The sequence below is a fragment of the Roseicella aerolata genome (assembly GCF_020523605.1).
GTDB lineage: Bacteria > Pseudomonadota > Alphaproteobacteria > Acetobacterales > Acetobacteraceae > Paracraurococcus > Paracraurococcus aerolatus.
Map to the genome: position 1 here is coordinate 1 of NZ_JAJAQI010000061.1, position 24689 is coordinate 24689.

Genomic DNA, 24689 nt, shown 5'->3' on the forward strand with positions numbered 1-24689 from the left:
AGGCCTGCCCACGACGCCACGCCATCGAAGCCTCCAGCCCAAGCTGGACACCTACGAATCACACCACCTCGCGCCGCAGCCAATCACAAGCCGATTCCAGCCAGGGCTACTCGGGTCTAGCCGTGGAATATCCGACTGCGCCCACTCTCCCCAGGCGGTGCTCCGCCACGGGCGGAGAGCCGTGTCGCCCAGCGTGCCGAGCTACCGTCATTTCAGCCCCACGGTACAGCCCTACTACTCTCCGGTCCGACCTTCAAAACCGGCGACCCGCTCGCCTCGGGTGGTGGGTTCGATTCCCATCTGGCTCCGCCAGGGGGCGGTCAGCCCTCCTCCTCCTTCGGCCGCAGATAGGCGAACCAGTAAGCGGCGCCGACCAGCCCGCCGCCGATGACATTGCCGATCGTCGCCGCCACCAAGTTGGCGATGAAGCCGCCGAGGCCGATCACGCTCCTCTCCGGATCCAGCCCCGCCTGTACCCAGAACTCCGGCGCCGCCAGGTCCTGCACCATCCAGGCGAAGGGAATCAGCGACATGTTGGCGACCGAATGTTCGAGGCCCATGGCAACGAAGGCGGCGATGGGCGGGATGATGACCAGCACCTTGTCGGCCGCGCTGCGCGCCCCGAAGGCCAGCCAGACCGCGAGGCAGACCAGCATGTTGGCGGCGATGCCGCTGGCGAGCGCGGTGCCGAAATCGAGCTCCACCTTCCGCTCCGCGAGGTTGAGCGCGGCGACGCCCACCGCGCCATCGCCGCCCAGATGCACCCCGGCGGCGAAGCCGAGCGCGGCGATCGCGACCGAGCCCAGGAAATTCGTGACATAGGCAACGGCGAGCGCCCAGAGCACCGGCGCGAAGCCGGCCCGCCCCTCCGCCCAGGCGACGACCAGCAGGGTGTTGCCGGTGAAAAGCTCCGCCCCGCCGACCAGTACCAGGATCAGGCCGAGGGAGAAGACGACACCCGCCAGCACCTGCGCCGGGCCGAAGGGCACCGCCTCGCTCGTGCCGGCCAGCGCCACCAGGGCGAAGAGCCCGCCGAAGGCGATGTAGGCGCCGGCGAGCAGGCCGAGCGCGACGAGTACCGGCAGGTCGAGCCCGGCCTTCTTCTCGCCCTTGCTGGTGGCCTGCCTGGCGATCTTCTTCGGCGGATGGACGTCGGGAGCCGTCGATGCCGTGTCGCTCATGCCGCCACCTCCTCCAGCGCGGCGAGGGCGGCGCGGGCCTGCTCCAGCCGCTCCCGCCGGAAACCCATGATCGGCACCGCGCCGGACCAGGTGAGGCTCAGCACCGCATTGATGCAGGCAAGCCGCGCCGCGAACGCCGGCGAAGCCCCTTCCGCCCGCTGCCGTGCCACCAGCCCGTCGCGCAGCGCAACCATGCGGCGCAGCGCCTCCATCGCTTCGTCTACCGTGCAGGGCGGCGAGACGGCGATCAGCCGGTCCAGCGCGGCGAGCGCGGCGCGGCGGGCTTCCGCTTCCCCGGCCGGCGTCATCGCTGCGTCACCCGGAAGGCGTCGCGCGGCCGGCAGGCGCTCTCGTTGCCGGCCAGCAGCACGCCATGGCGCATCGCGGCGCCGCCCAGGATCATGGCGAGCGAGGCAAGTTCCGGCAGTACCTCGCCGGCGCGGCCGCCCCGCCGGTCCGCGGCGCGGCCGAGCGCATGCGCCGCGATGGGTGCCAGCAGGCCAAGCCAGGTGCCGCCGCCCTGCAGCAGCGCGCCGGGCGCCCCTTCCTTCGCCGGGGCGGCGATTCCGGCGCGGCGCCAGCGCGATTCCGTCTCCCGCTTCGCCAGCAGCTCGGCGGCGCCGGCCAGCATCGCCAGGGTCTCCAGCCGCCTCGCGCTCCGCTCCTCCCCCACCGCGCGCTGCACCAGGGCGAGCGCCGAGGCGGCGCCGGCCATGGAGGCGGTGCCGAATTGCGCGGCGAGCGGCGCCGGCGCCGCGGCCCAGAGCGGCGTGCTGGTCGAGGAGAGGAGGGAAGCGGTGTAGATGCTCATCCCCGCCCCCGCGAGGGCGGCCGGGCCCTGCGCCGCCTCCGCCACCCGCCCCGCCAGGGGCCAGCGTCGGCCGAGCCAGGCGCCGAGCGCTGTCGCGCCCGAGAGCGCCCCGAAGCCCGTCAGCAGCCAGGAGCCGAGGGACATGGGCGAGGTCGGCCGGACGATCCGCAGCATGTTGAACCAGCGCGATCGGGTCTTCAGGTGCTGCACCAGCGTCAGCGGCCCGACCATGCTGCCGGCGAGTGCCAGCCAGCGCGCCCGCCGCACCAGCCCGGCCGAGCCCGGCTGCCGCCGCGCGACGGCGGCGATCACCTGCGCCGAGCCGGCGATCCCGAGCATCACGATATAGGCAGAGACCTTCCAGTCGAAGCTGCTGGCCTTCACCACCGGGCGGCCGTGATAGGTCTCGCCCTGCCAGTCCTGCGGGACGGTGTTCGGCAGCCGCGCGCTCATCGCCGCCCCACCCCGACCAGCGCCGCCGCGACCGCAAGCCCGGCGATGGTGGCGAGGCCCGAGAGCAGCGAGGGCCTGGCATTGCGCGCCGGCCGCGCCGGGGCGGGCGGCAGGTTGTAGAGCTCCGGCCGCTCGGTCAGCAGGAAGAAGGCGTTGAGGTGATGCAGGCCCTTGCCGGTGCCCGGGGCGCCCGGCGTGCCGTAGAGATAGGCTTTCGGCTGGCCCTTCTCATGCAAATCGGTGACGCGCGCCTCGGCGCGGCGCTGCAATTCCTCGACCGGGCCGAACTGGATGCTGTCGGTCGGGCAGGATTTGGCGCAGGCCGGCTCCAGCCCGCCCTTCAGCCGGTCGTAGCAGAGGGTGCATTTGTGCGCCTTGCCGTCCTCCTTCGCCAGTTCGACGACGCCGAAGGGGCAGGCGGGCACGCAATAGCCGCAGCCGTTGCAGATGTCCTGCTGCACGACGACGGTGTCGAATTCGGTGCGGAACAGCGCGCCGGTCGGGCAGGCCTCCAGGCAGGGCGCCGGGTCGCAATGCTTGCAGACATCCGACATCATCAGCCAGTTGGACTGGAAGGGCGGCATGCTGGTGGCGCGCGCGTCCTGCTCGAGGAAGGTGACGTGCCGCCAGGTATGGGCGCCGAGCCTGCCGGTATTATCGTAGCTCTGCCCGGTCATGCCGAGATTGTCGGCCGGCAGGTTGTTCCATTCCTTGCAGGCCACCTCGCAGGCCTTACAGCCGATGCAGAGCGTGGTGTCGGTGAAGAACCCGTAGGATCGCCCGGGCTCGACCCGGCAGCCGGCGGTCACCTCCGCCTCCTGCGGGATCGGTTTCTGCGGGTCGCGATCCGTGTGCTCCAGCACGCGGGGATGGGCCAGGCCGCCGTCCATCAGCTCTCTCCCTTCCCGCGCGGCAGCCGCCCGGGGCGCAGCGCGCAGGTCAGCGCCTTGTTCTCGTGCATCGCGGTGTTCGGGTCGCCGACCACCGCGGTCAGCACATTGGCGATGTCGCCGGTGGCGTAGCCGGCCCAGCCGTAATGCCAGGGCAGGCCGAGCTGGAAGATCAGCCGGCCATCGAGGCGGAAGGGCTGCAGCCGGTCCGTCACTAGGGCGCGCGTCTCGATCTCCCCGCGCGCGGTCGAGAGCACCACCCAGTCCGTGCTGCGGATGCCGAGGGAGGCGGCGAGTTCGGTCGGGATCTCGCAGAAGCCCTCTGGCATCAGCTCGGCCGTGGTCGGCACCAGGCGCGTCGGCGTGCCGCCGGAATGCTGCTCGGTCAGCCGGTAGGTGGTCAGCATATGCGGGAAGCGCGGGTCGCCGGTCGCGTGGATCGGGTTGTCGGCATGTTCCCAGCGCTTGGCGGCCGGGTTGGCATCCTGGCGGTAGAGCGGGTTCGACACCGGGCTCTCCACCGGCTCGAAATGCGCCGGCAGCGGCCCGTCCTTGAGGCCCGAGGGGACGAAGAGCCCGGCGACGCCGTCGGGGATCATGATGAAGGGCTGGTGGCCGGAAATGGCGTCCATCCCCGCCGGCTTCTTCTCCCAGTCCGGCTCATAGTCCGGGCGCTTGGTCGGGATGAAATCGACCTTGTCCGGGCTCTGCCACTCGCCCTTGTCCTCGTCCCACCAAACCAGGCGCTTGCGCTCCGACCAGGGGCGTCCCTCGGGATCGGCGGAGGCGCGGTTGTTCAGCGTGCGGCGGTTGTCCGGCCAGGCGAAGCCCCAGCCGAGATGCGTGCCCGGCCCATCCGGCCCGTCCGGCTTGCGGGCGCGGGCGAGGTTGCGCCCCTCCTCGGGGAAGACGCCGCTGTAGATCCAGCAGCCGCAGGCGGTGGACCCGTCCTCCTTCAGCTCCTTGAAGTCCTGCACCAGCTTTCGCTCGGGCCAGGTATAGCCGTTGATCTCCTGCAGCACCGCCTCGGCGTCGGGCTCGCCTTCCTCATCCACCGGATAGTCCCAGGTCAGCGCCCGTATCGCTTGGTCCTCCTCCCGCGTGCTGTCGGCGTAGAGGGATTTCAGCCGCCGGCCGAGATGGTAGGTGAACCAGTGCTCGGAGCGGCTGTCGCCCGGCCCGTCCACCACCTTGTCGTGCCATTGCAGCAGGCGGTGGGTGTTGGTGAAGCTGCCCGCCTTCTCGCCGGAGAGGGAGGCGGGCATCAGGAAGACCTCGGTGCCGATCTCCTCCGGCCGCAGTTCGCCGCTGCGGACCAGGTGGCCGTCGCGCCAGAAGCTCGCCGTGTCGGTCTCGGCGAAGTCGCGCACCACCATCCAGTCGAGCTGGGCGAGGCCGCGCTGCACCAGCAGGGAGTTGCTGCCGCCGACCACCGGGTTCTGCCCCATGACGAACAGCCCCTTGATGATGCCGTCGCGCATGGCGACCGTCATCGGCAGCTGCGAATGGTCGCCGACGATCCGGGGCAGGAAGTCGTAGCCGAAGCCGTTCTCCTTATTGCCCGCGCCGCCATACCAGGCGCGCAGCAGGCTGACGGCGTATTTCGGGAAATTGTGCCACCAGCCCGTCGGGTTGGTCTCGGCCTCCAGGTATTGCGCCAGGTCCTGGTGCGGCTTCAGCGCATGCGGCTGCGGCAGGTAGCCGGGCAGCATGTCATAGAGCGTCGGGATATCCGTGCTGCCCTGGATGCTCGTATGACCGCGCAGCGCCAGGATTCCGCCGCCGGGCCGGCCGACATTGCCGAGGAGGGCCTGCAGGATCGCGGCGGCGCGGATCATCTGCACGCCGGTACTGTGATGCGTCCAGCCGACGGCGTAGCAGATCGCGCCCGTCCGCTCCCGCCCGCTGTTCCGTGCCAGCGCCTCCGCCACCTTCAGGAAGACCTCGCGCGGGCAGCCGGTCGCCCGCTCCACCATCTCCGGCGTGTAGCGGGCGAAGTGGCGCTTCAGGATCTGGTAGACGCAGCGCGGGTGCTGCAGCGTCGGGTCCTTCGGCGTCGGCCCCTCATGCAGCCGCTTCACCGCCTCGCAGAAGCCTTCCGTCTCGATGAAGGCCTCGGCGAGGGAGGAGGGCATCATCACGCCCTGGTACTGCCAGCTTTGCGGGCTGTAGCGCTTGCTCTCCTCCGACCAGCCGGAGAAGAGGCCGTCCAGCTCCTCCGGCCCCTGGTACTCCTCGTCCACGATGGTGGACAGGTTGGTGTAGGGCAGCGCGTAGTCACGGAACCAGAGGTCGTGCTCCAGCACGTGATGGATCAGCCCGCCGAGGAAGGCGATGTCCGATCCCGCGCGCAGCGGCGCGTGGATGTCGGCGAGCGCGCTGGTGCGGGTGAAGCGCGGATCGGCATGGATCACCGTGGCGCCGCGCTGCTTCGCCTGGAGGACGAAGCGGAAGGCGATCGGATGGTTCTCGGCCATGTTGGACCCCATGACCAGCACGCAGTCGCTGTTCGCGAGGTCCCATTGGGGCAGCGTCGCCGCGCCCCTTCCATAGGTGGCACCCAGACTGGGCACCGAGGAGGAGTGTCAGACCCTCGCCTGGTTTTCGAGGAAGACCATCCCGAGGCCGCCGGAGAACAGCTTCTTGATGAGGTAGTTCTCCTCGTTGTCCAGCGTGGCGCCGCCGAGCGAGCCGATGGACAGCGTGTGGTTCAGCCGGGTGCCGTCCGGCAGCCGCGCGACATAGCCCTCGTCGCGTGTCCGCTTCGCCAGGTGCGCGATGCGGTCCATCGCCCAGTCGAGTGTGACGCGCCGCCATTCCCCCGCGCCGGGCGCGCGGTGCAGGCAATGGTCCAGGCGCTGCGGGCTCAGCATCAGGCCGAAGGTCGCGGCGCCCTTGGGGCAGAGCGTGCCCTGGTTGATCGGGCTGCGCGGGTCGCCCTCCACATGGATCGGCTTGCCGTCCTTTGCATAGATCAGTTGCGCGCAACCGACGGCGCAGTAGGGGCAGATGGAGGTGCCGACCTTGTCCGCCTGCTCCAGCCGCGGGCGCAGGCCGCGCGACATCGCGCTCTCGGCCGCCTTCGTCTTGTCCGGGGCGCCGCGAAGCTGTCGCGGCACCGACCAGTCGGCGAGGGCGCCGGCCGATTTGCGGGTCAGGCTGCGGCGGGGGCGTCGGCGCTCGGTCATGACCGGGTCTCCGGACGATCAAGGAACTGGATGTCCTGGGCAATGCCGGCGAGCATCTGCTCGCCCTGGGTGTAGCGAACGCGCACGCGGCGGTTCGCCAGCGCGGGCAGATCCTGCGGCTCCAGCGGCGTGTCGGAGGCCAGCAGGAAGAGCAGGCCGCGCCCGTCCTCCGTCAGCAGCCGGAAGCGGCTTTCCTGCACGGCCAGGACGGTTCCGGTTGCGGTCTGCATATGGTCGCGGCCCCCTGAGCGCCAGCGGTCGGCGCGTGGGTTAAACCCCCTCCATATGATGCGGTTGCAAGCTGATGCCGCTTTTCCCGGCCTGTACCCGGCCGATCGCCGCGGCCTCGCAGCCGGCCCCGCGCAGGGCGGCGAGGCAGGCTGGCGCGCGCTCCGCCGGCACGCCCGCCAGCAGCCCGCCCGCCGTCTGCGGATCGAGCAGCAGGGCCAGGCGCGCGGGCGCCAGCGCCTCCGTCCCCGTCACCGCGGGCAGCGCCGCGGCGCGGTTGCCGGGGTCGAGCGTGCTGCGGATGCCACCCTCCAGCACCGCCTCCGCCCCCGGCAGGGCCGGCACCGCCACGGGGTCCAGGACGGCCGCGACGCCCGAGGCCCGCAGCATCTCCAGCAGATGGCCGAGCAGGCCGAAGCCCGTGACATCGGCCGCCGCGGTCGCGCCATGCGCCAGCAGCAGCCGGGCATGCGGGAAGGGGTTTTCCTGCATGCGCCCGAGCGCCGCCTCCAGCCAGGCGGCGCGGGCACGGCTCTGCATGGCAGCGGCCAGCAGCGCGCCGGTGCCGAGCGGCTTGGTGAGCACCAGCACCTGGCCCGGCACCAGCCCGTTGCGACGCAGCACGCGGTCCGCCGCCACCTCCCCGGTCACGGCGAAGCCCAGCATCGGCTCCGCCGCCTCGGCGCTGTGGCCGCCGACGAGCCGGGCCCCTGCCGCCTCCAGCACGGTCTGGCCGCCGCGCAGCATGGCCAGCAGGTCGGCCTCCTGCAGCGCCTCGGCCATCGGCGGAAGGCCGGCGATGGCCAGCGCGGCGCGCGGTTCGCCCCCCATGGCGGCGATGTCGCCAAGCGCATGGGTCGCGGCGATCCGGCCGAAGAGGAAGGGGTCGTCCAGAGGGGCGCGGAACATGTCGACGGTCTGCACCAGCAGCCGCCCCGGCGCGGCGGGCGGGGTGAGCAGGGCCGCGTCGTCCGGCGTCTCCAGCCCCAGGGGGATGGCTGCATCCGGCGCGCCCCGCGGCAGCGCGGCCAGGACCCGCGCCAGCACCGGGGCCGGCAGCTTGGCGCCGCAGCCGCCGCAGCGCATCGCCTCCTCCACCGGGGCCGCCGCGGCGGGACGCATCGGCGGCATCCCCGCATGCATGCGGATCCAGCGCCGGTCGATATGGTCCTTCAGCCGCAGCGCCCAGCCACCGGTCAGCGCCAGCGGGCCCCAGGCGGCGATCGCGCCGGTCACGGTAGAGAGCAGGGCGAGATACCGGCGCTGCGGACGGAAGGGCCGGGGCGCGCGGCCGGCGGCGGCAAGGCGGAGGTTGCGCGCCAGCGGCGGCCCCTGGCGCACGGCGAAGACGCCGGCCCGCGGACGCGGATGGGGCAGCACGGTGGCGACGTCGCCGGCGGCGAAGACGCGCGGGTCTGCGGTGCTGCGGAGCGCGGCATCCACGGCGACGAAGCCACGGGAGCAGAGGGCGAGGCCGGTCTCCCGCAACCATCCCGGCGGCGCCGCGCCGGCCGCCCAGACCACGGCATCGGAGCCGAGGCGGCGGCCATCCTCGAGGATCACCGCATCCGCCGCGACCCGCACCACGCGGGCGTCCGGGACCAGCGTGACTTCCGCCCTTGCCAGCGCGCGCTGCGCCGCCCGGCTGGCCGCCTCGGCCTTCTCCGGCAGGGCCTCGGTCGCGGCGGAGAGCAGGCCGATGCGGGCGGCCGCGCCGAGCCGGTGGCGGAGCGCCAGCGCCACCTCGACGCCGGCCGCCCCCGCGCCGACCACCAGCACGGCGAGTGGCCGCGCCGCCCCCGCGGCGCGCGCCAGCAGGTCGTGCCAGCCGGCCAGGAAGCGATCGAAGGGCCGCAGGACCAGCGCATGCTCGGCCGCACCGGGCACGAGGGCCGGAACCGCACCGAGATTGAGCGACACCAGGTCGAAACGCAGGGCGGGCCGCTCGCCCTGCAGCAGTACCCGGCCCGCCGGCAGGTCGAGCCCGGTCATCTCGGCGCGCAGGAAGCGTGCCCCGGCGGCGCGGGCGAGGCGCGGCAGGTCGATGACGACCTCATCCGGGGTGAAGCGGCCGGCGACCAGCCCGGGCAGCATGCCGGAATAGATGGCTTCCGCCTCCCGTGCCACCAGCGTCAGGCGGGCGCCGCGCAAGGGCCGCCGCGCGAAGGACCGCAGGACGCCGAGATGGGCGTGGCCGCCCCCAATCAGCAGGATCTCCCGCAGGAGGACGTCCGATGTCGGCATGATCGGCAAGGGCTGGGTCCATGGGCTTGCGGCAGTGTCCCGAGGCCCGGGGCGGGATGCAAGCCGGGTGTCCCGCGCACTCCCGCCGCCCTCCATGCCGGCCCGGCATGTTCGGGGCGGCTACGGCGCTCCGGGCTTCGTGTCGGTCGCGCGGCACTGCGCCGGACCCATCGCCCGGGTGAGGTTCTGCGCGGTGTTGATCAGGCCGATATGGGAGAAGGCCTGCGGGAAATTGCCGAGTTGGCGCCGGTTCCGCGGATCGTACTCCTCGGCGAGGAGGCCGACATCGTTCCGGATGGCCAGCAGCCGTTCGAAGGTCTCCACCGCCTCATCCTGGCGGCCGATCAGCGCCAGGGCGTCCGCGAGCCAGAAGGTGCAGGGCAGGAAGGCCCCCTCCCCGCCCACCAGCCCGTCAACCCCCGTTTCCGGCCGGTAGCGCCAGACGAAGCCATCGACCGTCAGGTCGCGCCCGATCGCCGCCACGGTGCCGGTGATGCGCGGATCGGTCGGCGGCAGGAAGCCGACCATGGGCATGATCAGCAGGGCGGCGTCGAGTTCCTCCCCGCCGTAATACTGCACGAAGCTCTTGCGCTTCTCGCTGTAGCCGTTGCGGCAGATGTCGTCATGGATCCTGGCGCGCAGGGCCCGCCATTCGGCGACCGGACCTTCGAAGCCGAATTGCTCGACATCCGCGATGGCCCGATCGACCCCGACCCAGGCCATCAGCTTCGAATGGGTGAAGTGCCGCCGCGGCCCGCGCACCTCCCAGATCCCGTTATCGGGCTCGCCCCATCGCGCGCCGATGAAGCGCATCAATACCTTCTGTATGCGCCAGGCCTCGGCATCCGGCTCGACATGGGATTTGCGCGCGACATGCAGCGCGTCCATCAACTCGCCATAGATATCGAGCTGGAACTGCTCCTGGGCCAGGTTGCCGATGCGGACGGGGCGGCTGCCCTCATAGCCCGCCAGCCAGGGCAGTTCCATCTCCGGCAGGCGGCGTTCGCCGGCGATCCCGTACATGATCTGCATTTCCTCCGGCCGCCCTGCGGCGGAGCGCAGCAGCCAGCGCCGCCAGGCCACCGCTTCCTCGGTGTAGCCCGAGGTCACCAGTGAGTAGAGGGTGAGGGTGGCATCGCGGATCCAGCAATACCGGTAATCCCAGTTCCGCACGCCGCCGATCTCCTCGGGCAGCGAGGTCGTGGGGGCGGCGACGATGCCACCGGTCGGGCTGTAGGTCAGCGCCTTGAGCGTGGCGAGCGACCGCCGCACGGCTTCGGACCAGCGCCCGTCATAGGTGCATTTGGCCGACCAGTCGCGCCACCACCGGGCCGTGCATTCGAGCAGCACATCCGGGTGCTGGATCGGCGGCTCGGGCCGGTGCGACTTGTACCAGCACAGGGAGAAGGGGATGCGCTGCCCCTCCCGCACCGTGAACTCCGCCGTGGTGGTGAAATCATGGTTGGAGAGCGCCACCGGCGACCAGAGCTGCAGGGCATCCGGTCCGGCAATCGCCTGCACACCATAGGGTCGGCGGCGCAGCCAGGGGATGGCATGGCCGTAGTCGAACCGGAACAGCACCTCCATCTGCATCGGCACCTCACCGCGGAGGCCATGCACGATGCGGACGACATCGACCTCCTCCTCGGTGCTCGGCAGCGGCATGAAATCGGTGACGACGACCGCGCCCGTATCCGTCTCGAACTCCGTGTCGAGGATCAACGTGCCGTCGCGATAGCGCCGGGTCACCGATCGGATTTCGGCGGCCGGGGCGATCTGCCAGCGGCCGTTCTCCGGCCTGCCCAGCAGGGCGGCGAAACAGGCGCCGCTGTCGAAGCGGGGCGCACAGAGCCAGTCGATCGAGCCGTTCCGGCCGACCAGCGCGGCTGTGAAGGTATCGCCGATCAGCGCATAATCCTCGATGCGCAGCGTCTCCGCCACAGGATGCGTGCTGGAGGGCGGCACCGCAGCTTTTTCCCTTGCCTCAACCATTGCCGCGGAATCCCGGATAGAGTGTCATCCCGCCATCGACGAAGAGCGTGGTGCCGGTGACATAATCGGAGGCGTCGGAGGCAAGCCAGACGGCTGCACGGGCCACATCCTCGGGCTGGCCCATGCGGCCATAGGGAATGAGGGCGAGCAGCCTGTTCAGCGCCTCCGGACTCTCCCAGGCCGTGCGGTTGATCTCGGTCTGGATCGCGCCGGGCGCGATGCCGTTCACGCGGATGCCGCGCTCGGCGACCTCCTGCGCCAGGCTCTTCATCATCAGCATGAGGCCGCCCTTGGAGGCGGCGTAGTTGGCATGTCCCGCCCAGGGAATCAGCTCGTGCACCGAGCTGATGCAGATGATCTTGCCCGCCGCGGCCGACCGCCCGGGATCCCTGCCCTGCCGCTCGAAGATCCGGACCGCTTCCCGGGCACACAGGAACTGCCCGGTGAGGTTGATGTCGAGCACCGCCCGCCACTGGTCGAGCGACATCTCGGCGAAGGCGGCATCCTTCTGGATGCCGGCATTGGCCACCAGGATGTCCAGGCAGCCGAAACGCCCGAGCAATTCGCGGAACGCCGCCGCGACCTGCTCCTCGCGCGAGACATCGGCCTGCAGGGCCATGGCCGTGCCGCCCGCCTGCTCGATCCTGGCCACGACCGCCGCGGCAGCCCCCGGGCTGGAGGCGTAGTTCACGCCGACCGAGGCCCCGGCCGCGGCGAGCGCGACCGCGATGCCCGCACCGATGCCGCCGCTGCCGCCGGTGACCAGCGCGACCTGCCCCTCAAGCGGCCGAGAGGCGTTCCCAGGCATCGGCGATACTCCCTGTCAGCTCGGGCACGCCCGGGATGGCGGCCACGGAAACGGCAGCGAGGCAAGGCTTCCGGGGTTGCATGGAGGCGTTGCAGCACCTGGAATTTGTCCTCCGGCAGGACGAAGCCGCATGGCTGGGCCGCAGCCCTCCTCCCCAGCCTGGCCCGGCCGCGATCCCGAGGATCCGTGCAGGCCTTCGGGCCCTCGTTTCCACAGTGGCACCATGACGTGGTCCGTTCGCGGAGAACTCAGAACAATACCCGGTCGTTTGCGCTGTAGCCTCACGGCCGAACGCGGCGACCGGCTCTTCCGTGTCGCCGCGGCGGGGAGCACGCCATGACCAAGCCGACCCCCCTCTCGCTCCATGTCCCGGAGCCTCCGGTGCGGCCGGGCGACAAGCCCGATTTCAGCCGCATGACGATCCCGCAGGCCGGCAGGACCCGGCGGCCGCCGCTCGATACCCCGGCGCATGACATCCACGACCTCGCCTATTCCGTCATCCGGGTGCTGAACCGGCAGGGCGAGGCGGTCGGTCCCTGGGATCCGGGGCTGGACGCGCAGGCGCTGCTGCACGGCCTGCGCGCCATGATGCGGACCCGCGCCTATGACGCCCGCATGCTGATGGCCCAGCGGCAGGGGAAGACCTCCTTCTACATGCAGTGCAGCGGGGAGGAGGCGATCGCCTGCGGCTTCCAGATGGCGCTCGGCAGGGGCGACATGAATTTCCCGACCTACCGGCAGCAGGGCCTGCTGATCGCGCAGGACTGGCCGCTGACGGACATGATGTGCCAGGTCCTCTCCAACGCGCAGGACCGGCTGCGGGGCCGGCAACTTCCGGTGCTCTACTCGGCGCGGGAGGCGGGGTTCTTCTCCATCTCCGGCAATCTGGCGACGCAGTACATCCAGGCCGTAGGCTGGGCCATGGCGTCTGCCATCAGCGGTGATACGCGGGTCGCGGCGGCCTGGATCGGCGAGGGATCGACCGCCGAGAGCGACTTCCACGCGGCCCTCGTCTTCGCCTCCGTCTACCGCCCGCCGGTGATCCTGAATGTGGTGAACAACCAGTGGGCCATCTCGGCCTATCAGGGGATCGCGGGCGGCGAGAACGTCACCTTCGCTGCGCGGGCGCATGGCTATGGCATCCCCTCCCTGCGGGCTGATGGCAATGACTATCTGGCGGTGCGCGCGGTCGCCGCCTGGGCGGTGGAGCGGGCGCGGCGCAATCTCGGCCCGACCCTGATCGAATGGGTGACCTATCGCGCCGGGCCGCATTCCAGTTCGGATGATCCCTCGCGCTACCGCCCGAAGGAGGAATCCGATGCCTGGCCGCTGGGCGACCCGGTCATGCGGCTGAAGAACCATTTGATCGTACTGGGTGCCTGGAGCGAGGAGCGGCACCGGCAGCTCACGGCCGAGATCGAGGAGGAGGTGCTGACCGCGATGCGCGAGGCCGAACGCCACGGCACCCTACATGAGGGCCCGAAGCCCGGCCCGGCCGAGATGTTCGAGGGCGTCTACAAGGAGATGCCCCGCCACCTGCGCGAGCAGCGCACGGAGCTGGGGGTCTGACATGGCGCGCAGGACCATGGTCGAGGCCATCCGGGACGCACTGGACGTGGCAATGGAACGCGACGCCCGGGTCGTCGTCTTCGGCGAGGATGTCGGCTACTTCGGCGGGGTGTTCCGCTGCACGGACGGGCTGCAGCGCAAATATGGCACCTCCCGCTGCTTCGACACGCCCATTTCGGAATCCGGCATCATCGGCGTCGCCGTCGGGATGGGCGCCTATGGGCTGCGACCGGTCGCCGAGATCCAGTTCGCCGACTACATGTACCCCGCTTATGACCAGATCGTCTCCGAGGCGGCGCGGCTGCGCTACCGCTCGGCCGGGGAGTTCACCGCGCCGCTGGTGGTGCGCATGCCCTGCGGCGGCGGCATCTTCGGCGGGCAGACCCACAGCCAGAGCCCGGAGGCGCTCTTCACCCATGTCTGCGGGCTGAAGACCGTCATTCCCTCCAACCCGCACGATGCCAAGGGGCTGCTGATCGCCGCCATCGAGGATGACGACCCCGTCATCTTCCTGGAGCCCAAGCGGATCTACAACGGTCCCTTCAACGGCCATCACGACCAGCCTGTGGTACCCTGGTCGAGGCACCCGCTCGGCGAGGTGCCGGACGGCCACTACACCGTCCCGCTCGGCGAAGCGGTGATCCGGCGGGAGGGCGATGCCGTCACGGTGCTCGCCTATGGCACCATGGTGCATGTGGCCGAGGCGGCAGCGGAGGAGAGCGGCGTGGATGCCGAGATCCTCGACCTGCGCACACTGGTGCCGCTGGACGTGGAGACGATCGGGCGCTCCGTCCGCAAGACCGGCCGCTGCGTCATCCTGCATGAGGCGACGCGCACCTCCGGCTTCGGGGCGGAGCTCTCCGCCCAGGTGCAGGAGCGCTGCTTCCACCATCTGGAGGCGCCGATCCTGCGGGTGACGGGCTGGGACACGCCCTATCCGCATGCGCAGGAGTGGGACTACTTCCCGGGGCCGGCCCGCGTGGGCCGCGCCCTGCGGGCCGTGCTGGAGAGCTGACATGGCGACCCGCAGCGTCAAGCTCCCCGATGTCGGTGAGGGCGTGGCCGAGGCCGAGCTGGTTGGCTGGCAGGTGAAGCCCGGTGACATCGTCCGGGAGGACCAGGTGCTGGCCGAGGTGATGACCGACAAGGCGACGGTCGAGATCCCCTCTCCCCTCGCCGGCACCGTTGTTGCGCTCGGCGGCGAGGTCGGGAGCATGCTGGCCATCGGTGCGGAGCTGGTGCGGATCGAGGTTCCGGAGGCGGGAGACCGGCCGGCTCCGGCTGCCAGCGCGGCCGCCGCACCGGCATCAGAGCCCGTCGCCGATGCCGCCCCACACGCCGAACCGGAACCGGCATCCCGGGCCGGGCGGCCAACCGCCTCGCCCGCTATCCGCGACCGCGCGCGCAAGGCGGGCATCGACCTCCGCCAGGTGCGCGGCAGCGGTCCCGGAGGGCGCATCCTCCACGAGGATCTCGACGCCGTATTGCAGGCTGGTTCCGGGCGCCGCCACGCTGCCCCTGAAGCGGCCACGCAGGTGGAGGAGATCCGGCTCACCGGCCTGCGCCGGCGCATCGCCGAGCGGATGGCGGAGGCGACGCGGCGGGTGGCGCATTTCTCCTATGTGGAGGAGATCGACGTCACCGCGCTGGAGGAACTGCGCGGCGCGCTCAATGCGGACTCCGGCGCGGCACGGCCAAGGCTGACGCTGCTGCCCTTCCTCGTGCGGGCCCTGGTCCGGGCGGTCCCCGACTTCCCGCAGATGAACGCCCATTACGATGACGCAGAGCAGGTGATCCGGCGCCATGCCGCCCTGCATGTCGGGATCGCCACCCAGACACCGTCCGGGCTGACGGTCCCGGTGCTCCGCCATGCCGAGGCCCGCGACCTCTGGGACTGCGCGGCCGAGGTGAAGCGCCTTGCGGAGGCCGCGCGCGGCGGCGAGGCGCGGCGGGAGGAGCTCAGCGGCTCGACCATCACCATCACCAGCCTCGGCGCGCTTGGCGGCATCGCCAGCACGCCGGTGATCAACCTGCCGGAGGTGGCGATCATCGGTGTCAATCGCATGGTGATCCGGCCGGTCTGGCAACACGGCACCTTCGTGCCGCGCACCGTGATGAACCTGTCCTCCTCCTTCGACCACCGGGTCATCGATGGTCATGACGCGGCAGCGTTCATCCAGCGCATCAAGCAGATGCTGGAGATGCCGGCGATGCTGCTTCTTGAGCGCTGATCCGTGGCAACGCGCCATGTGGTCATTGGCAAGGCACCGTGGCATCTATGCCCGGCAGCATGGGGATCAGGCGATCATGGACGAAGACCGCTTCAACATGTCGGTCCGCAAGTTTCTGAAGGTGGTGGGGGTCACCTCGCAGCGCGAGATCGAGAAGGCCGTCCACGACGCCATCCAGGCGGGCCGCCTGCGTGGCGACGAGCGCCTCAAGGCGAAGGTGACGCTCACCATCGAGACGATCGGCCTGACGCATGTGGTCGAGGATGATATCGAACTCGGATGAGGTCGTGAGGCTGTAGAGCCCGGGTGACGCCGTCGCCGTCGGCTCCGCCGTGGCGAAGCCCCGGCGACGGTGGCCCCATCGCCGCGTGTCGGCGGCCTGACACTGCCAGCCGCGGCTGAGAACGCCGTATGGCGCCAGGTCTTCATGGCCGCTCTCGAATGACGCCGCGAGTTCCGGGCGTCACGAACGCGGATCTGCCCCGGACCGCGCCGCAGCCAGTGCCGCCTTCAATCGTGCCCACTCACCATGGCCCGGACGCACCATCCAAGGCCAGCGGATCGCGCAAACCAGGGTTCCCCAGAAGGGTCTCGGACCGGATTGGACACGGGCGACCGCAGCGCCGCCGCCGGCACCGACCGCCCGTCTCCTTACCGCCGTGGTCCTTCATCCCGCTCAGGCATGGGTGCCGCTCCGGTTTCCCCGGCAAATTCGCGCGGAGCACGTGCGGCGAGTTCGTCCCCATCCGCTTCAACAGCTTGCCGGGCGCGGTACCAGAACTCCTGATCCCGGCCCTCCGGCCGGCCTTCCCGTTCCCAAAGGAAGTAAGCGAGGGTCCGGACCCGCCGATCGGGGTCCCGGCCCGAGGCCGCAGGCATGTCCGCCATACAGGCCTCGACATTCTCTGCGCCGTACTCGAGATAGGCCGAGGTGGCGTGCTCTGCCGCCCGGTCATCTACCCAGGCTGCAACGAGGATCCGGCCGCGGCGCATTCCCTCACCGCAGGCCCGTGCGATATCATCCGGCAGGCCCAGGTCAAACAGGGATGCCTCCTGGTCATCATCCTGCGGCGAGCGTGCTTCCTCCCCGCTGGCCGCATCCGCCGCATGGACCTGGATCCTCTCCCGAGGCACGGCGAATTCCTGGACCAGGTGTTCCACCACCAGGTCCACTGCGCGATGACCGTCGAACAATCCGGTGACGATGCGCGTCATCAAACCCTCCCGAGATCTGGTCTGGCTCTCCGGCCGTGACCGCCCGGCACATGGTCAGCCAGGCCATCCGCCTGGGTATCTCTGGCGCAACGCGAAGCGATCACGCGAAGCATTTGGGGAGGAATATGCGTGCACCAACAGGGGCCGGCTGGATCGCGCGGATCACCCGCGACCTGCGCGTCCGGGAATGCGCCAGTCGGGGGATCGCCGCCGGAGCGCGAGCGGCAGGCAGTTCGTGCATCGCAAACGCCTGGCCATTGCGCCCTATCATTCCCCGGCCGTGCGGCATTTGGAACCGTGGCACGGAGAGGAAGGCCAGCCCATGCACGAAAACAACCAGCAGGAGACCTCCACGGCCTTCAATGCGGCAGAGATCGGTGCGCTCGCCCATCTCTACCGCGGCGAGCTCTACCGCAGCACCATCTGGCGGACACGGCTGGACGCCACGACCAACTGGGCCGTTGTCTCGACCGGGCTTGCCCTGTCGCTCACCTTCAGCAGCGCATCCGCCTCCCCGCTGCCGCTTCTGCTGGTCGGTCTGCTCGTGGCGGTGTTCCTGCACACCGAGGCACGGCGCTATCGCTTCTTCGATTTCTGGCGTGTGCGCGCACACATTCTCGAGACCCAGTTCTTCGGACCGATTCTGCAGGGACGCGGCGTGCAGGTCGGCAATGGGTGGAACACGATCCTGCATGAGGATTACCAGAGACCCCGGTTGCACATCACCTACCCCGACGCGCTGGGCCGCCGGCTGCGCCGCAACTACGGCTGGATCTTCGCCATTCAGGCGGCAGCCTACCTGGGGAAGCTCCTCATCCACCCGGAGCCCATCGGTTCGCTCGATGCGTTCTGGTTACGGGCGACGGTCGGTCCCGTGCCGGGGCAGCTGGTGCTGTTGGCTGGCCTCGTCTTCCACGCCGGCTGGATCGTGCTTGCGATCGTCACCCTGAGAAGCGGCCGGGGCAGAGGGCAGTCAAGAACTCTTCCCGAGACGGACCGCGTGCTCGAGCTAGCGCGCAAGGCAGCCTGACCGACCAGGCATCGCTTGGGCATGCTGATGCCCCACCAAGTACGGGGCGGCGCGGCAAGGTCTCGACCGAGATGTGCCGACGGCGCCGGCCTTGGCGGTCGGCTCCGCCACCCGCCGCTATTCGCCGGACCAGGCATCACGCCATTCCTCTACCATCCGTTGAGAAACATGCCGACTGGAATGCACCGGTGCCGAAGCCGCTGCTGCGTGGCGATCCGCACCGGACCAGTCCAGTGACGAGCACCGATTGTCCTTTGGGATCGATTCTGCGATCACAGGCGCCAGCGATGCAAACTTCGCGTTGACCCGGTTGCGCGCCGAATACTAGCGTTCCGTCCGGCACCATGAATGCATGGGCCCGGCTTTCAGGAAGGCCGCCCTGGGAGGACAACGTCGCATGGTAAGCACCTGCCGTCTGGCGGTGCCGGCATGATCACGCCGGCTGCAGGGCAATGACCGCCTACATCCTCCGGCGCCTGGCTTACGGGGCGCTGACGGTGATAGGCGTCTCCATCGTCGTCTTCATCATCATGCGCATCCTGCCGGGCGATCCGCTGGTTGCCGTCTTCGGCCCTGACGGCTTCACCCGACTGACCGAGGAACAGCGCGCCCATTACATGGCCGAGCTGGGGCTGAGCGACCCGCTGCCGCAGCAATATCTGAACTGGATGGCGGATATCCTGCGCGGTGAATTCGGGCGGTCTTTCTTCCGTTCGGAAAGCGTCGCCGAGATGATCCTGCGCCGTGGCCCGCTGACGGCGCAGATCGCGATCCTCTCCGTGCTGCTGTCATGGATCGTGGGTCTGCCGGTCGCCATCATCAGCGCCCTGCGGCCGAACAGCCTGGCCGACCACATCCTGCGCTTTTTCAGCATCCTGTTCCTCGCCGTGCCCGGCTTCTGGCTGGGGATGCTGATCGTGCTCGGGCTGCTCTTCGCCTTCGGCTACCGGGCGCCGCTGACCGGCGCCTCGCTGTTCAGCGATCCCTGGACCACGCTGCAGATGATCATCGGCCCGGCACTCGTCCTCGGGCTCGGACAGGCGGCCTATATCGCCCGCATGGCGCGCTCCAGCCTGCTGGAGGTGGTTCGGGAAGACTATGTGCGCACCGCGCGTGCCAAGGGGCTGAATGCCCGTGCGGTCATGAGGCTGCACGCCCTGCCCAATGCGCTGCTGCCCGTCGTTACCCTCTCCGGCATCCTCCTCGGCTTTGTCCTTGCCGGTTCCATTCCTGTGGAGCGGGCCTTCGGCACGCCCGGGCTCGGCTATGCCATGTTCACCGCGGTGAGCGAGCGCGACGTCTTCGTCATGCAGAACCTGGTATTCCTCTATGCCGTGGTCTTCGTGGCGCTGAACCTGATGATCGACATCCTGATCGCCTGGCTCGACCCGAGGATCCGCCTCCGATGAGCGTCACCCAGCCCGCCGAGGCGACCCGACCCACGCCGGCCGCCGAACCCGGATGGCTGCGGCGCCTCGGCGCCAGCCTGCTGCATTTCGCACGCCGCGCACCGCTCTCGGCCTTCTGGGGCTGCGTCGCGGTTCTGATCGTGCTGGTCGCGATCGCTGCACCGGTCATTGCGCCACAGGACCCCCTGATGGCGAACTTCCGCATGATGGCGAAGCCACCAGGGGAAGCCGGCTGGTTCGGCACCGATCAGGTCGGGCGCGATGTGTTCAGCCGGGTGATCCATGGCAGCCGGACCTCGATCACCGTGGCGGTGGCGGCGGTCCTGCTCGGGACCACCCTTGGTGCGGTATGGGGGCTGGCCTGTGGCTTCTTCGGCGGGCGGTTCGACACGATCAGCCAGCGCGCCATGGAATTCATGCAGTCCTTCCCGGACCTGATCCTGGCCATGGCGATCGCCATGGCACTCGGCGCCGGCACCTGGACCGTGATCATCGCCATTGCCGTCACACGCATCCCCTTCGGCGGGCGGGTGATCCGCTCCGTCGTGCTGTCGTTGAGGGAAATGCCCTTTGTCGAGGCGGCGCGCGGGCTCGGTGCCTCGAACGCACGGCTCATGTTCCGCCATATCCTGCCGCAGTGCATCGCGCCCTATCTGATCCTGGCGACCGCCCATCTCGGCGTCGCCATCATCATCGAGGCTTCGCTCGGCTTCCTCGGCGTCGGCATTCCCCCGCCGACGCCGACCTGGGGCAACATGCTCGCGGACAGCCTGAATGCCGGCCTGGTGCCGCCCTGGTGGCTGGTGCTGTTCCCGGGGCTGGCGATCACCCTGACAGTCCTCGCCTTCAACCTGCTGGGTGACGGGATCCGCGACGTCCTGGACCCGCGCCTGCGCGGGTCGGTGTAACGAGGACGCTTCAGGCCGGCTTGGCGAGCGGGAGCTTCGGCCCTGCATCATGCAAGTGGCAGGCGACGAGGTGGCCCTCGCTCACCTCGCGCAGGGCCGGCGCCTCGGCACGGCAGCGTGCATGCGCGTACAGGCAGCGCGTGTGGAAGTGGCAGCCCGTCGGCCGATTCACCGGGCTTGGCACATCGCCGGCCAGGATCACACGCTTGCGCCGGCGTGCCGAGACGCGCGGGACCGGCACGGCCGAGAGCAGCGCTTCCGTGTAGGGATGCAGCGGCGCCTCGAACAAGGTCGATCGGTCCGTCAGTTCGACAATGCGGCCGAGATACATGACCGCCACGCGGTGGCTGATATGCTCCACCACCGCCAGGTCGTGGGCGACGAAAAGATAGGAGAGGCCGTATTCCTCCTGCAGGTCGGTCAGCAAGTTGATGATTTGCGCCTGGATCGAGACATCAAGCGCGGAGACCGGCTCATCGCAGACGATCAGCGCCGGGTTCAGCGCCAGCGCCCGCGCGATTCCGATGCGCTGGCGCTGCCCGCCGGAGAACTCATGCGGATAGGCGTGCATCTGCTCCGGCCGCAAGCCCACACGGTCGAAAAGCTGCGCCACCCTCTCGCGCCGCTCAGCCCTGAGGCCAACGCCATGGATCGTCAGAGGCTCGCCAACGATCTCCCCCGCTGTCATGCGGGGGTTGAGCGAGGCGTAGGGGTCCTGGTGAATCATCTGCATGCGCTGCCGGTAGGGCAGCATGGCCTGCGCATTAAGCGCGGTGATCTCCTCGCCCCGGAAATGGATCTCGCCGCCGCTCGGCTCCAGCAGACGGAGCAGCGTGCGGCCCGCGGTGGACTTGCCGCAGCCGCTCTCTCCCACCAGCCCCAGCGTCTCGCTCGCGGCGATGCGGAACGACACGCCATCGACCGCATGGACCTGCCCCACACCTCGACCGAACAGGCCGCGCTGCACGGGGAAGCGCTTCTCGAGATTGCACACCTCGACCAGTGGCGCGGTCCCGCGCTCGGCCATGCTGCTGCTCATGCCGCCGCACTCCCCTCCAACACGCGTTCGGCGTTCCAGCAGGCCGCCCAGTGGCCGGGCCGGTGCTGCTCGAGCGGCGGCACGGCCTGCTGGCAGATGGGGGTGGCGAAGGCGCAGCGCGGCGCGAAGCTGCAGCCTGGGGGCAGGCGCGCGAGCGAAGGAACCGTTCCCCTGATCTCGGTGAGCCGCGGCCGGCGCAGGCTGCGCGCCGCCCCCGCCATGTCCGGGATGGAGCCGAGCAGGCCGCGCGTATAGGGATGCGCCGGCTGCTCGAAGAGGTCGGCGACCTTCGCCTCCTCCACCTTCTTGCCGGCATACATCACCACCACGCGATCCGCGGTTTCCGCCACGACACCCATATCATGGGTGATCAGCACGACGGCAGTACCGAGCGTCTCCTGCTGTTCGCGGATGAGCGCCAGGATCTGCGCCTGAATGGTGACGTCGAGCGCGGTGGTCGGCTCGTCTGCAATCAGCACCTTGGGATTGCAGGACAGCGCCATGGCGATCATCACGCGCTGCCGCATACCGCCCGAGAGCTGGTGCGGATAGGCGCGCGCGCGGTTCTCGGCATCCGGGATCGCAACGCGGCGCAGCATGTCCACCGCCTTCGCCATGGCCTCGCGGCGCGGCAGCCCCTGGTGCAGCGCGATCGCCTCGGCGATCTGCCGGCCCACCGTGTAGAGCGGGTTGAGCGAGGTCATCGGCTCCTGGAAGATCATGGAGATCTCATTGCCGCGGATCCGCTCCATTTCGGCCTCGCTCAGCGCCAGCAAGTTGCGGCCTTCGAAGCGGATCTCGCCGCCGGCGATGCGGCCCGGCGGGCTGGTAATGAGACGGAGGATTGAGAGAGCGGTGACGCTTTTCCCGCAACCGGATTCACCGACGACGCAGAGCGTCTCACCGCGCCTGACCGAGTAGGAAACGCCATCGACAGCACGGACGATGCCGCCCGGGCTGCGGAAATGCGTCTGCAGGTCGTCGATCTCCAGGATCGTGTCGATATCGGGCGAAACGGCGGATGCAAGGGCACCCGCGTCAGTCGACACGAGTTCGTTCACAACGTGACTCCTCCCAGGTGCGGCGTGTAGCCTTTTGTTGGGACGGTATCATCCAGGCAGCACCCGCCTCAACGGCGATCCTGCAGATGCCGGCCGGGACGCCCCGCGCAACGAGGGCGCCGACATCAGGGAGGCAAAAGGAAATGACGGATCGCACTGGCATGCCGGGCCGGCCATTCGGGCGCCGCCGGCTTCTGGAAGCGGGCGTGAAGGGTGCGGCGGCTGCCAGCTTCGGCACCCAATTGATGGCAGCGGGAACATCCCTCGCGGCCAAGGTTCCAATGGAGTTCGACGGGTCGAAATTCCAGCTCGCCGCGCCTGAGCCGAACCCGAAGCGGGGTGGCGTGCTCCGCTATGCCATCACCAGCCGCCCGCCGCATTTCGACGTGCACCAGTCCGGCACCATCAACAGCCTGGGCTGCCAGGGCTGCATGTTCGACAACCTGATCCGCCGCGATCCGCGCGACAGCGGCAAGACGATCATCCCGGACCTGGCGCATAGCTGGCAGATCGCGCCGGACGGCAAGACCTATACCTTCTTCCTGCGCGAGGGCGTGCGGTTCCATGACGGGGCGGAGCTGACGGCCGAGGATGTGAAGGCAACCTATGACCGCATCGTCCGCCCGCCGCAGGGCATCAGCATCCCGCGCAGCACCCTGTTCACCGCTGTGAGCGAGATCAACGCCCGCGACAAGCACACCATCGAGTTCAAGCTGGCGGAGCCGCGGCCGGCCAACTTCATGATGAGCGCCTTCGCCAGCGGCTGGAATGTGATCTTCCGCAAGAAGACATTGGAGGATAACGGCTACAACCTGCGCCGCGTGGTCAACATCCCCGGTACGGGCCCCTTCCGCTCCGTCCGGCGGGTGGAGAACGAGATCTGGGTGATGGAGCGGAACCCGGATTACTGGAATAAGGGGGTGCCCTATTTGGACGGCATCGAGTTCTACCACGCCCTGCCCTTCTCGCCCGAGCTCGGCTCGGCGCTCCTGTCCGGGCGGGTGGATTATGCGCGGCTGCTGGACCCGGTCACGCAACGGCGGGTGAAGCAGACCCCTGGCATGTCCGGCGTGGACTTCTACCAGAGCGTCATCCAGGCAACCTGGGTGAATGCGAAGAAGAAACCACTGGATGACCCGCGGGTGCGTCGTGCCATGCACCTCGTGCTCGACAAGGCCGTGCTGGTGGAGGTGGTGAAGGATGTCGCGCCGATGATGGTCGGCGGCTTCATCTATCCCTTCTCGGAATTCGCCACGCCACCGCAGGAACTGGCACGCCGCCCCGGCTACCAGGCCGATCCGACCGCGGCGATGCGCGAGGCACGCGGGCTGATGGCGGCGGCCGGCCAGGGTCGCGGCATCCGCGGGCTGGACTTCGTCATTCGCGATGTCGCCACCTTCAAGCTCTGGGCGCAGGCGATCCAGGCGATGCTGCAGCAGGCGCTGAACGTCGAGTGCCGGCTGCGGACCGTGGTGGAATCCGTGTGGTTCGATGATGTGCGGTCAGGCAACTACGATCTGGCGATCGGCGCCGTGGTGTCCACGCTGCTTGACCCGTCGGACTACTTCAACGCCTGGTACAAGGATGGCGGGTCGCAGAATTACTCATCCTGGAAGGATGACCGCCTCGAGCCACTGCTGCCGCAGATCGACCGCGAGGTGGACGCGGCGAAGCGGCTGGCCCTCATCCGCCAGGCGGAGACGATCATGGAGGAGAACCCGCCGCTGCTGCCTGTGGCCTGGGAGAAGATCAACGATGGCTGGTACAACTACGTGAAGGGGCACGTGCCGCAGGACTATTTCGGCATCTATGACGTGGTGCGGATGGATACCATGTGGCTCGACAAATAGCGCAGGGAGTGGACTGGCGCGTCGCCTGGGCGATAACCGGACAGGCGGCGCCATCCACGACCTGAACCGCCGGGCATGCGTGATGACGCGCGCCCGGCCGACCAGGCCGGGCGCCGCGCAGTCAGCACGGTCCCGGGGGCAGCGCCCCCTTCACGGCCGGCCGCCGCTGACGACCAGGGTCTGGCCGGTCACGTAGTTCGATTCCGGGATGCAGAAGAGGTAGACCGAGCCTGCCGCCTCCTCCGGCCTTCCGCCGCGGCCGAGCGGGATCAGTTTCTCCGCGGTCTGCAGCACCTCCGGCCGCACACCGACAGGGATCTCGCGGCCCGAGATGTCGATGGTCGCGCCGCCATGCGCCGGCGCCTCGGTCAGCCGCGTCATGATCAGCCCGAAGGCGACCGCATTCACATTGACCTTGTAGCGGCCCCATTCCTTCGCCATGGCCCGTGTCAGGCCCTGGATGGAGCTACGCGGGAAACTGGGTGACGGCCAGCCGATCAGGCGGCGGTCTGTGCTGGCGTCTCCTTGACCTCGACGCCATTGCGGAACCTGACACCCTGGATGACCTTCGGCAACTGGTTC

Annotated in this window: 21 protein-coding genes; 8 read left to right on the top strand and 13 right to left on the bottom strand. The window is 69.6% G+C overall.

Annotated features, from left to right (window positions below; translation table 11 throughout):
- Positions 1 to 320 precede the first annotated feature (320 nt).
- The 9 genes from LHA35_RS25115 to LHA35_RS25160 form a co-directional block, all read right to left on the bottom strand.
- The gene (locus LHA35_RS25115) at positions 321 to 1181 is read right to left on the bottom strand and encodes a formate/nitrite transporter family protein (protein ID WP_226613643.1); all 861 of its coding nucleotides are present in this window, start codon (positions 1179 to 1181) and stop codon (positions 321 to 323) included.
- Entirely contained in the window at positions 1178 to 1489 is a 312-nt protein-coding gene (locus tag LHA35_RS25120) for a hypothetical protein (RefSeq protein WP_226613645.1), read from the bottom strand. Before LHA35_RS25120 ends, LHA35_RS25115 begins: the two co-directional genes overlap by 4 nt.
- A complete protein-coding gene (gene nrfD / locus LHA35_RS25125; RefSeq protein WP_226613647.1) occupies positions 1486 to 2445 on the bottom strand; it encodes an NrfD/PsrC family molybdoenzyme membrane anchor subunit in 960 nt (319 codons plus the stop codon). Before nrfD ends, LHA35_RS25120 begins: the two co-directional genes overlap by 4 nt.
- Complete coding sequence (locus LHA35_RS25130) at positions 2442 to 3335, bottom strand: 4Fe-4S dicluster domain-containing protein (protein ID WP_226613650.1); 894 nt, start codon at positions 3333 to 3335, stop codon at positions 2442 to 2444. The genes nrfD and LHA35_RS25130 overlap by 4 nt, the downstream gene beginning before the upstream one ends.
- Positions 3335 to 6523, bottom strand: coding sequence for a formate dehydrogenase (gene fdh, locus LHA35_RS25135; protein ID WP_338050980.1), 3189 nt, complete (start codon positions 6521 to 6523; stop codon positions 3335 to 3337). The genes LHA35_RS25130 and fdh overlap by 1 nt, the downstream gene beginning before the upstream one ends.
- Positions 6520 to 6753 carry a hypothetical protein gene (locus LHA35_RS25145; RefSeq protein ID WP_226613657.1) on the bottom strand — a complete coding sequence of 78 codons (234 nt, stop codon included), beginning with the start codon at positions 6751 to 6753 and terminating at the stop codon, positions 6520 to 6522. Before LHA35_RS25145 ends, fdh begins: the two co-directional genes overlap by 4 nt.
- Positions 6754 to 6793: 40 nt before the next feature.
- Entirely contained in the window at positions 6794 to 8995 is a 2202-nt protein-coding gene (gene selD, locus LHA35_RS25150; protein WP_226613658.1) for a selenide, water dikinase SelD, read from the bottom strand.
- A gap of 120 nt (positions 8996 to 9115) precedes the next feature.
- Positions 9116 to 10960 (bottom strand): glycoside hydrolase family 15 protein, encoded by a 1845-nt coding sequence (locus LHA35_RS25155; protein ID WP_226613660.1) that lies wholly within the window; start codon positions 10958 to 10960, stop codon positions 9116 to 9118.
- Between the two features lie 19 nt (positions 10961 to 10979).
- Positions 10980 to 11795, bottom strand: coding sequence for a glucose 1-dehydrogenase (locus LHA35_RS25160; RefSeq protein WP_226613662.1), 816 nt, complete (start codon positions 11793 to 11795; stop codon positions 10980 to 10982).
- Positions 11796 to 12131: 336 nt separating this feature from the next.
- Between LHA35_RS25160 and LHA35_RS25165 the strand changes: the two genes are divergently transcribed.
- The 4 genes from LHA35_RS25165 to LHA35_RS25180 all read left to right on the top strand — a co-directional run bounded on the left by LHA35_RS25165 (position 12132) and on the right by LHA35_RS25180 (position 15878).
- On the top strand, positions 12132 to 13364 hold the full coding sequence (locus LHA35_RS25165; protein ID WP_226613664.1) for a thiamine pyrophosphate-dependent enzyme: 1233 nt from the start codon (positions 12132 to 12134) through the stop codon (positions 13362 to 13364).
- Between the two features lies 1 nt (position 13365).
- Positions 13366 to 14379, top strand: coding sequence for an alpha-ketoacid dehydrogenase subunit beta (locus tag LHA35_RS25170; RefSeq protein ID WP_226613666.1), 1014 nt, complete (start codon positions 13366 to 13368; stop codon positions 14377 to 14379).
- A 1-nt stretch (position 14380) separates the two neighbouring features.
- Positions 14381 to 15595 (top strand): dihydrolipoamide acetyltransferase family protein, encoded by a 1215-nt coding sequence (locus LHA35_RS25175; protein ID WP_226613667.1) that lies wholly within the window; start codon positions 14381 to 14383, stop codon positions 15593 to 15595.
- Between the two features lie 76 nt (positions 15596 to 15671).
- Positions 15672 to 15878 carry a DUF6494 family protein gene (locus tag LHA35_RS25180; protein WP_226613669.1) on the top strand — a complete coding sequence of 69 codons (207 nt, stop codon included), beginning with the start codon at positions 15672 to 15674 and terminating at the stop codon, positions 15876 to 15878.
- 368 nt (positions 15879 to 16246) lie between these two features.
- Here LHA35_RS25180 and LHA35_RS25185 read toward each other — a convergent pair whose 3' ends face one another.
- The gene (locus LHA35_RS25185) at positions 16247 to 16810 is read right to left on the bottom strand and encodes a DUF2934 domain-containing protein (protein WP_226613670.1); all 564 of its coding nucleotides are present in this window, start codon (positions 16808 to 16810) and stop codon (positions 16247 to 16249) included.
- 322 nt (positions 16811 to 17132) lie between these two features.
- Between LHA35_RS25185 and LHA35_RS25190 the strand changes: the two genes are divergently transcribed.
- The 3 genes from LHA35_RS25190 to LHA35_RS25200 all read left to right on the top strand — a co-directional run bounded on the left by LHA35_RS25190 (position 17133) and on the right by LHA35_RS25200 (position 20157).
- Positions 17133 to 17840 carry a DUF2270 domain-containing protein gene (locus LHA35_RS25190; protein ID WP_226613671.1) on the top strand — a complete coding sequence of 236 codons (708 nt, stop codon included), beginning with the start codon at positions 17133 to 17135 and terminating at the stop codon, positions 17838 to 17840.
- Positions 17841 to 18292: 452 nt separating this feature from the next.
- The gene (locus LHA35_RS25195) at positions 18293 to 19249 is read left to right on the top strand and encodes an ABC transporter permease (RefSeq protein WP_226613672.1); all 957 of its coding nucleotides are present in this window, start codon (positions 18293 to 18295) and stop codon (positions 19247 to 19249) included.
- Complete coding sequence (locus LHA35_RS25200) at positions 19246 to 20157, top strand: ABC transporter permease (protein WP_226613673.1); 912 nt, start codon at positions 19246 to 19248, stop codon at positions 20155 to 20157. The genes LHA35_RS25195 and LHA35_RS25200 overlap by 4 nt, the downstream gene beginning before the upstream one ends.
- 10 nt (positions 20158 to 20167) lie before the next feature.
- Here LHA35_RS25200 and LHA35_RS25205 read toward each other — a convergent pair whose 3' ends face one another.
- Together LHA35_RS25205 and LHA35_RS25210 are read right to left on the bottom strand one after the other, a co-directional pair.
- Positions 20168 to 21196: an ABC transporter ATP-binding protein gene (locus LHA35_RS25205; protein WP_226613674.1), complete on the bottom strand. Its 1029-nt coding sequence runs from the start codon at positions 21194 to 21196 to the stop codon at positions 20168 to 20170.
- On the bottom strand, positions 21193 to 22200 hold the full coding sequence (locus LHA35_RS25210) for an ABC transporter ATP-binding protein (RefSeq protein WP_338050982.1): 1008 nt from the start codon (positions 22198 to 22200) through the stop codon (positions 21193 to 21195). Before LHA35_RS25210 ends, LHA35_RS25205 begins: the two co-directional genes overlap by 4 nt.
- A 338-nt stretch (positions 22201 to 22538) precedes the next feature.
- Here LHA35_RS25210 and LHA35_RS25215 point away from each other — a divergent pair, with 338 nt between their 5' ends.
- Positions 22539 to 24107, top strand: coding sequence for an ABC transporter substrate-binding protein (locus LHA35_RS25215; protein WP_226613675.1), 1569 nt, complete (start codon positions 22539 to 22541; stop codon positions 24105 to 24107).
- A gap of 150 nt (positions 24108 to 24257) precedes the next feature.
- Here the strand turns inward: LHA35_RS25215 and LHA35_RS25220 are convergent, their stop codons facing one another.
- Positions 24258 to 24608 carry an SDR family NAD(P)-dependent oxidoreductase gene (locus tag LHA35_RS25220; protein WP_264185798.1) on the bottom strand — a complete coding sequence of 117 codons (351 nt, stop codon included), beginning with the start codon at positions 24606 to 24608 and terminating at the stop codon, positions 24258 to 24260.
- Between the last annotated feature and the right edge of the window lie 81 nt (positions 24609 to 24689).

What these genes read in the sequence shown, in the direction of transcription:
- LHA35_RS25115 (WP_226613643.1), bottom strand. Translation starts at nt 1,181, where the DNA reads ATGAGCGACACGGCATCGACGGCTCCCGACGTCCATCCGCCGAAGAAG.
- LHA35_RS25120 (WP_226613645.1), bottom strand. Translation starts at nt 1,489, where the DNA reads ATGACGCCGGCCGGGGAAGCGGAAGCCCGCCGCGCCGCGCTCGCCGCG.
- nrfD (WP_226613647.1), bottom strand. Translation starts at nt 2,445, where the DNA reads ATGAGCGCGCGGCTGCCGAACACCGTCCCGCAGGACTGGCAGGGCGAG.
- LHA35_RS25130 (WP_226613650.1), bottom strand. Translation starts at nt 3,335, where the DNA reads ATGGACGGCGGCCTGGCCCATCCCCGCGTGCTGGAGCACACGGATCGC.
- LHA35_RS25145 (WP_226613657.1), bottom strand. Translation starts at nt 6,753, where the DNA reads ATGCAGACCGCAACCGGAACCGTCCTGGCCGTGCAGGAAAGCCGCTTC.
- selD (WP_226613658.1), bottom strand. Translation starts at nt 8,995, where the DNA reads ATGCCGACATCGGACGTCCTCCTGCGGGAGATCCTGCTGATTGGGGGC.
- LHA35_RS25160 (WP_226613662.1), bottom strand. Translation starts at nt 11,795, where the DNA reads ATGCCTGGGAACGCCTCTCGGCCGCTTGAGGGGCAGGTCGCGCTGGTC.
- LHA35_RS25165 (WP_226613664.1), top strand. Translation starts at nt 12,132, where the DNA reads ATGACCAAGCCGACCCCCCTCTCGCTCCATGTCCCGGAGCCTCCGGTG.
- LHA35_RS25170 (WP_226613666.1), top strand. Translation starts at nt 13,366, where the DNA reads ATGGCGCGCAGGACCATGGTCGAGGCCATCCGGGACGCACTGGACGTG.
- LHA35_RS25175 (WP_226613667.1), top strand. Translation starts at nt 14,381, where the DNA reads ATGGCGACCCGCAGCGTCAAGCTCCCCGATGTCGGTGAGGGCGTGGCC.
- LHA35_RS25180 (WP_226613669.1), top strand. Translation starts at nt 15,672, where the DNA reads ATGGACGAAGACCGCTTCAACATGTCGGTCCGCAAGTTTCTGAAGGTG.
- LHA35_RS25185 (WP_226613670.1), bottom strand. Translation starts at nt 16,810, where the DNA reads ATGACGCGCATCGTCACCGGATTGTTCGACGGTCATCGCGCAGTGGAC.
- LHA35_RS25190 (WP_226613671.1), top strand. Translation starts at nt 17,133, where the DNA reads ATGCACGAAAACAACCAGCAGGAGACCTCCACGGCCTTCAATGCGGCA.
- LHA35_RS25195 (WP_226613672.1), top strand. Translation starts at nt 18,293, where the DNA reads ATGACCGCCTACATCCTCCGGCGCCTGGCTTACGGGGCGCTGACGGTG.
- LHA35_RS25200 (WP_226613673.1), top strand. Translation starts at nt 19,246, where the DNA reads ATGAGCGTCACCCAGCCCGCCGAGGCGACCCGACCCACGCCGGCCGCC.
- LHA35_RS25205 (WP_226613674.1), bottom strand. Translation starts at nt 21,196, where the DNA reads ATGAGCAGCAGCATGGCCGAGCGCGGGACCGCGCCACTGGTCGAGGTG.
- LHA35_RS25215 (WP_226613675.1), top strand. Translation starts at nt 22,539, where the DNA reads ATGGAGTTCGACGGGTCGAAATTCCAGCTCGCCGCGCCTGAGCCGAAC.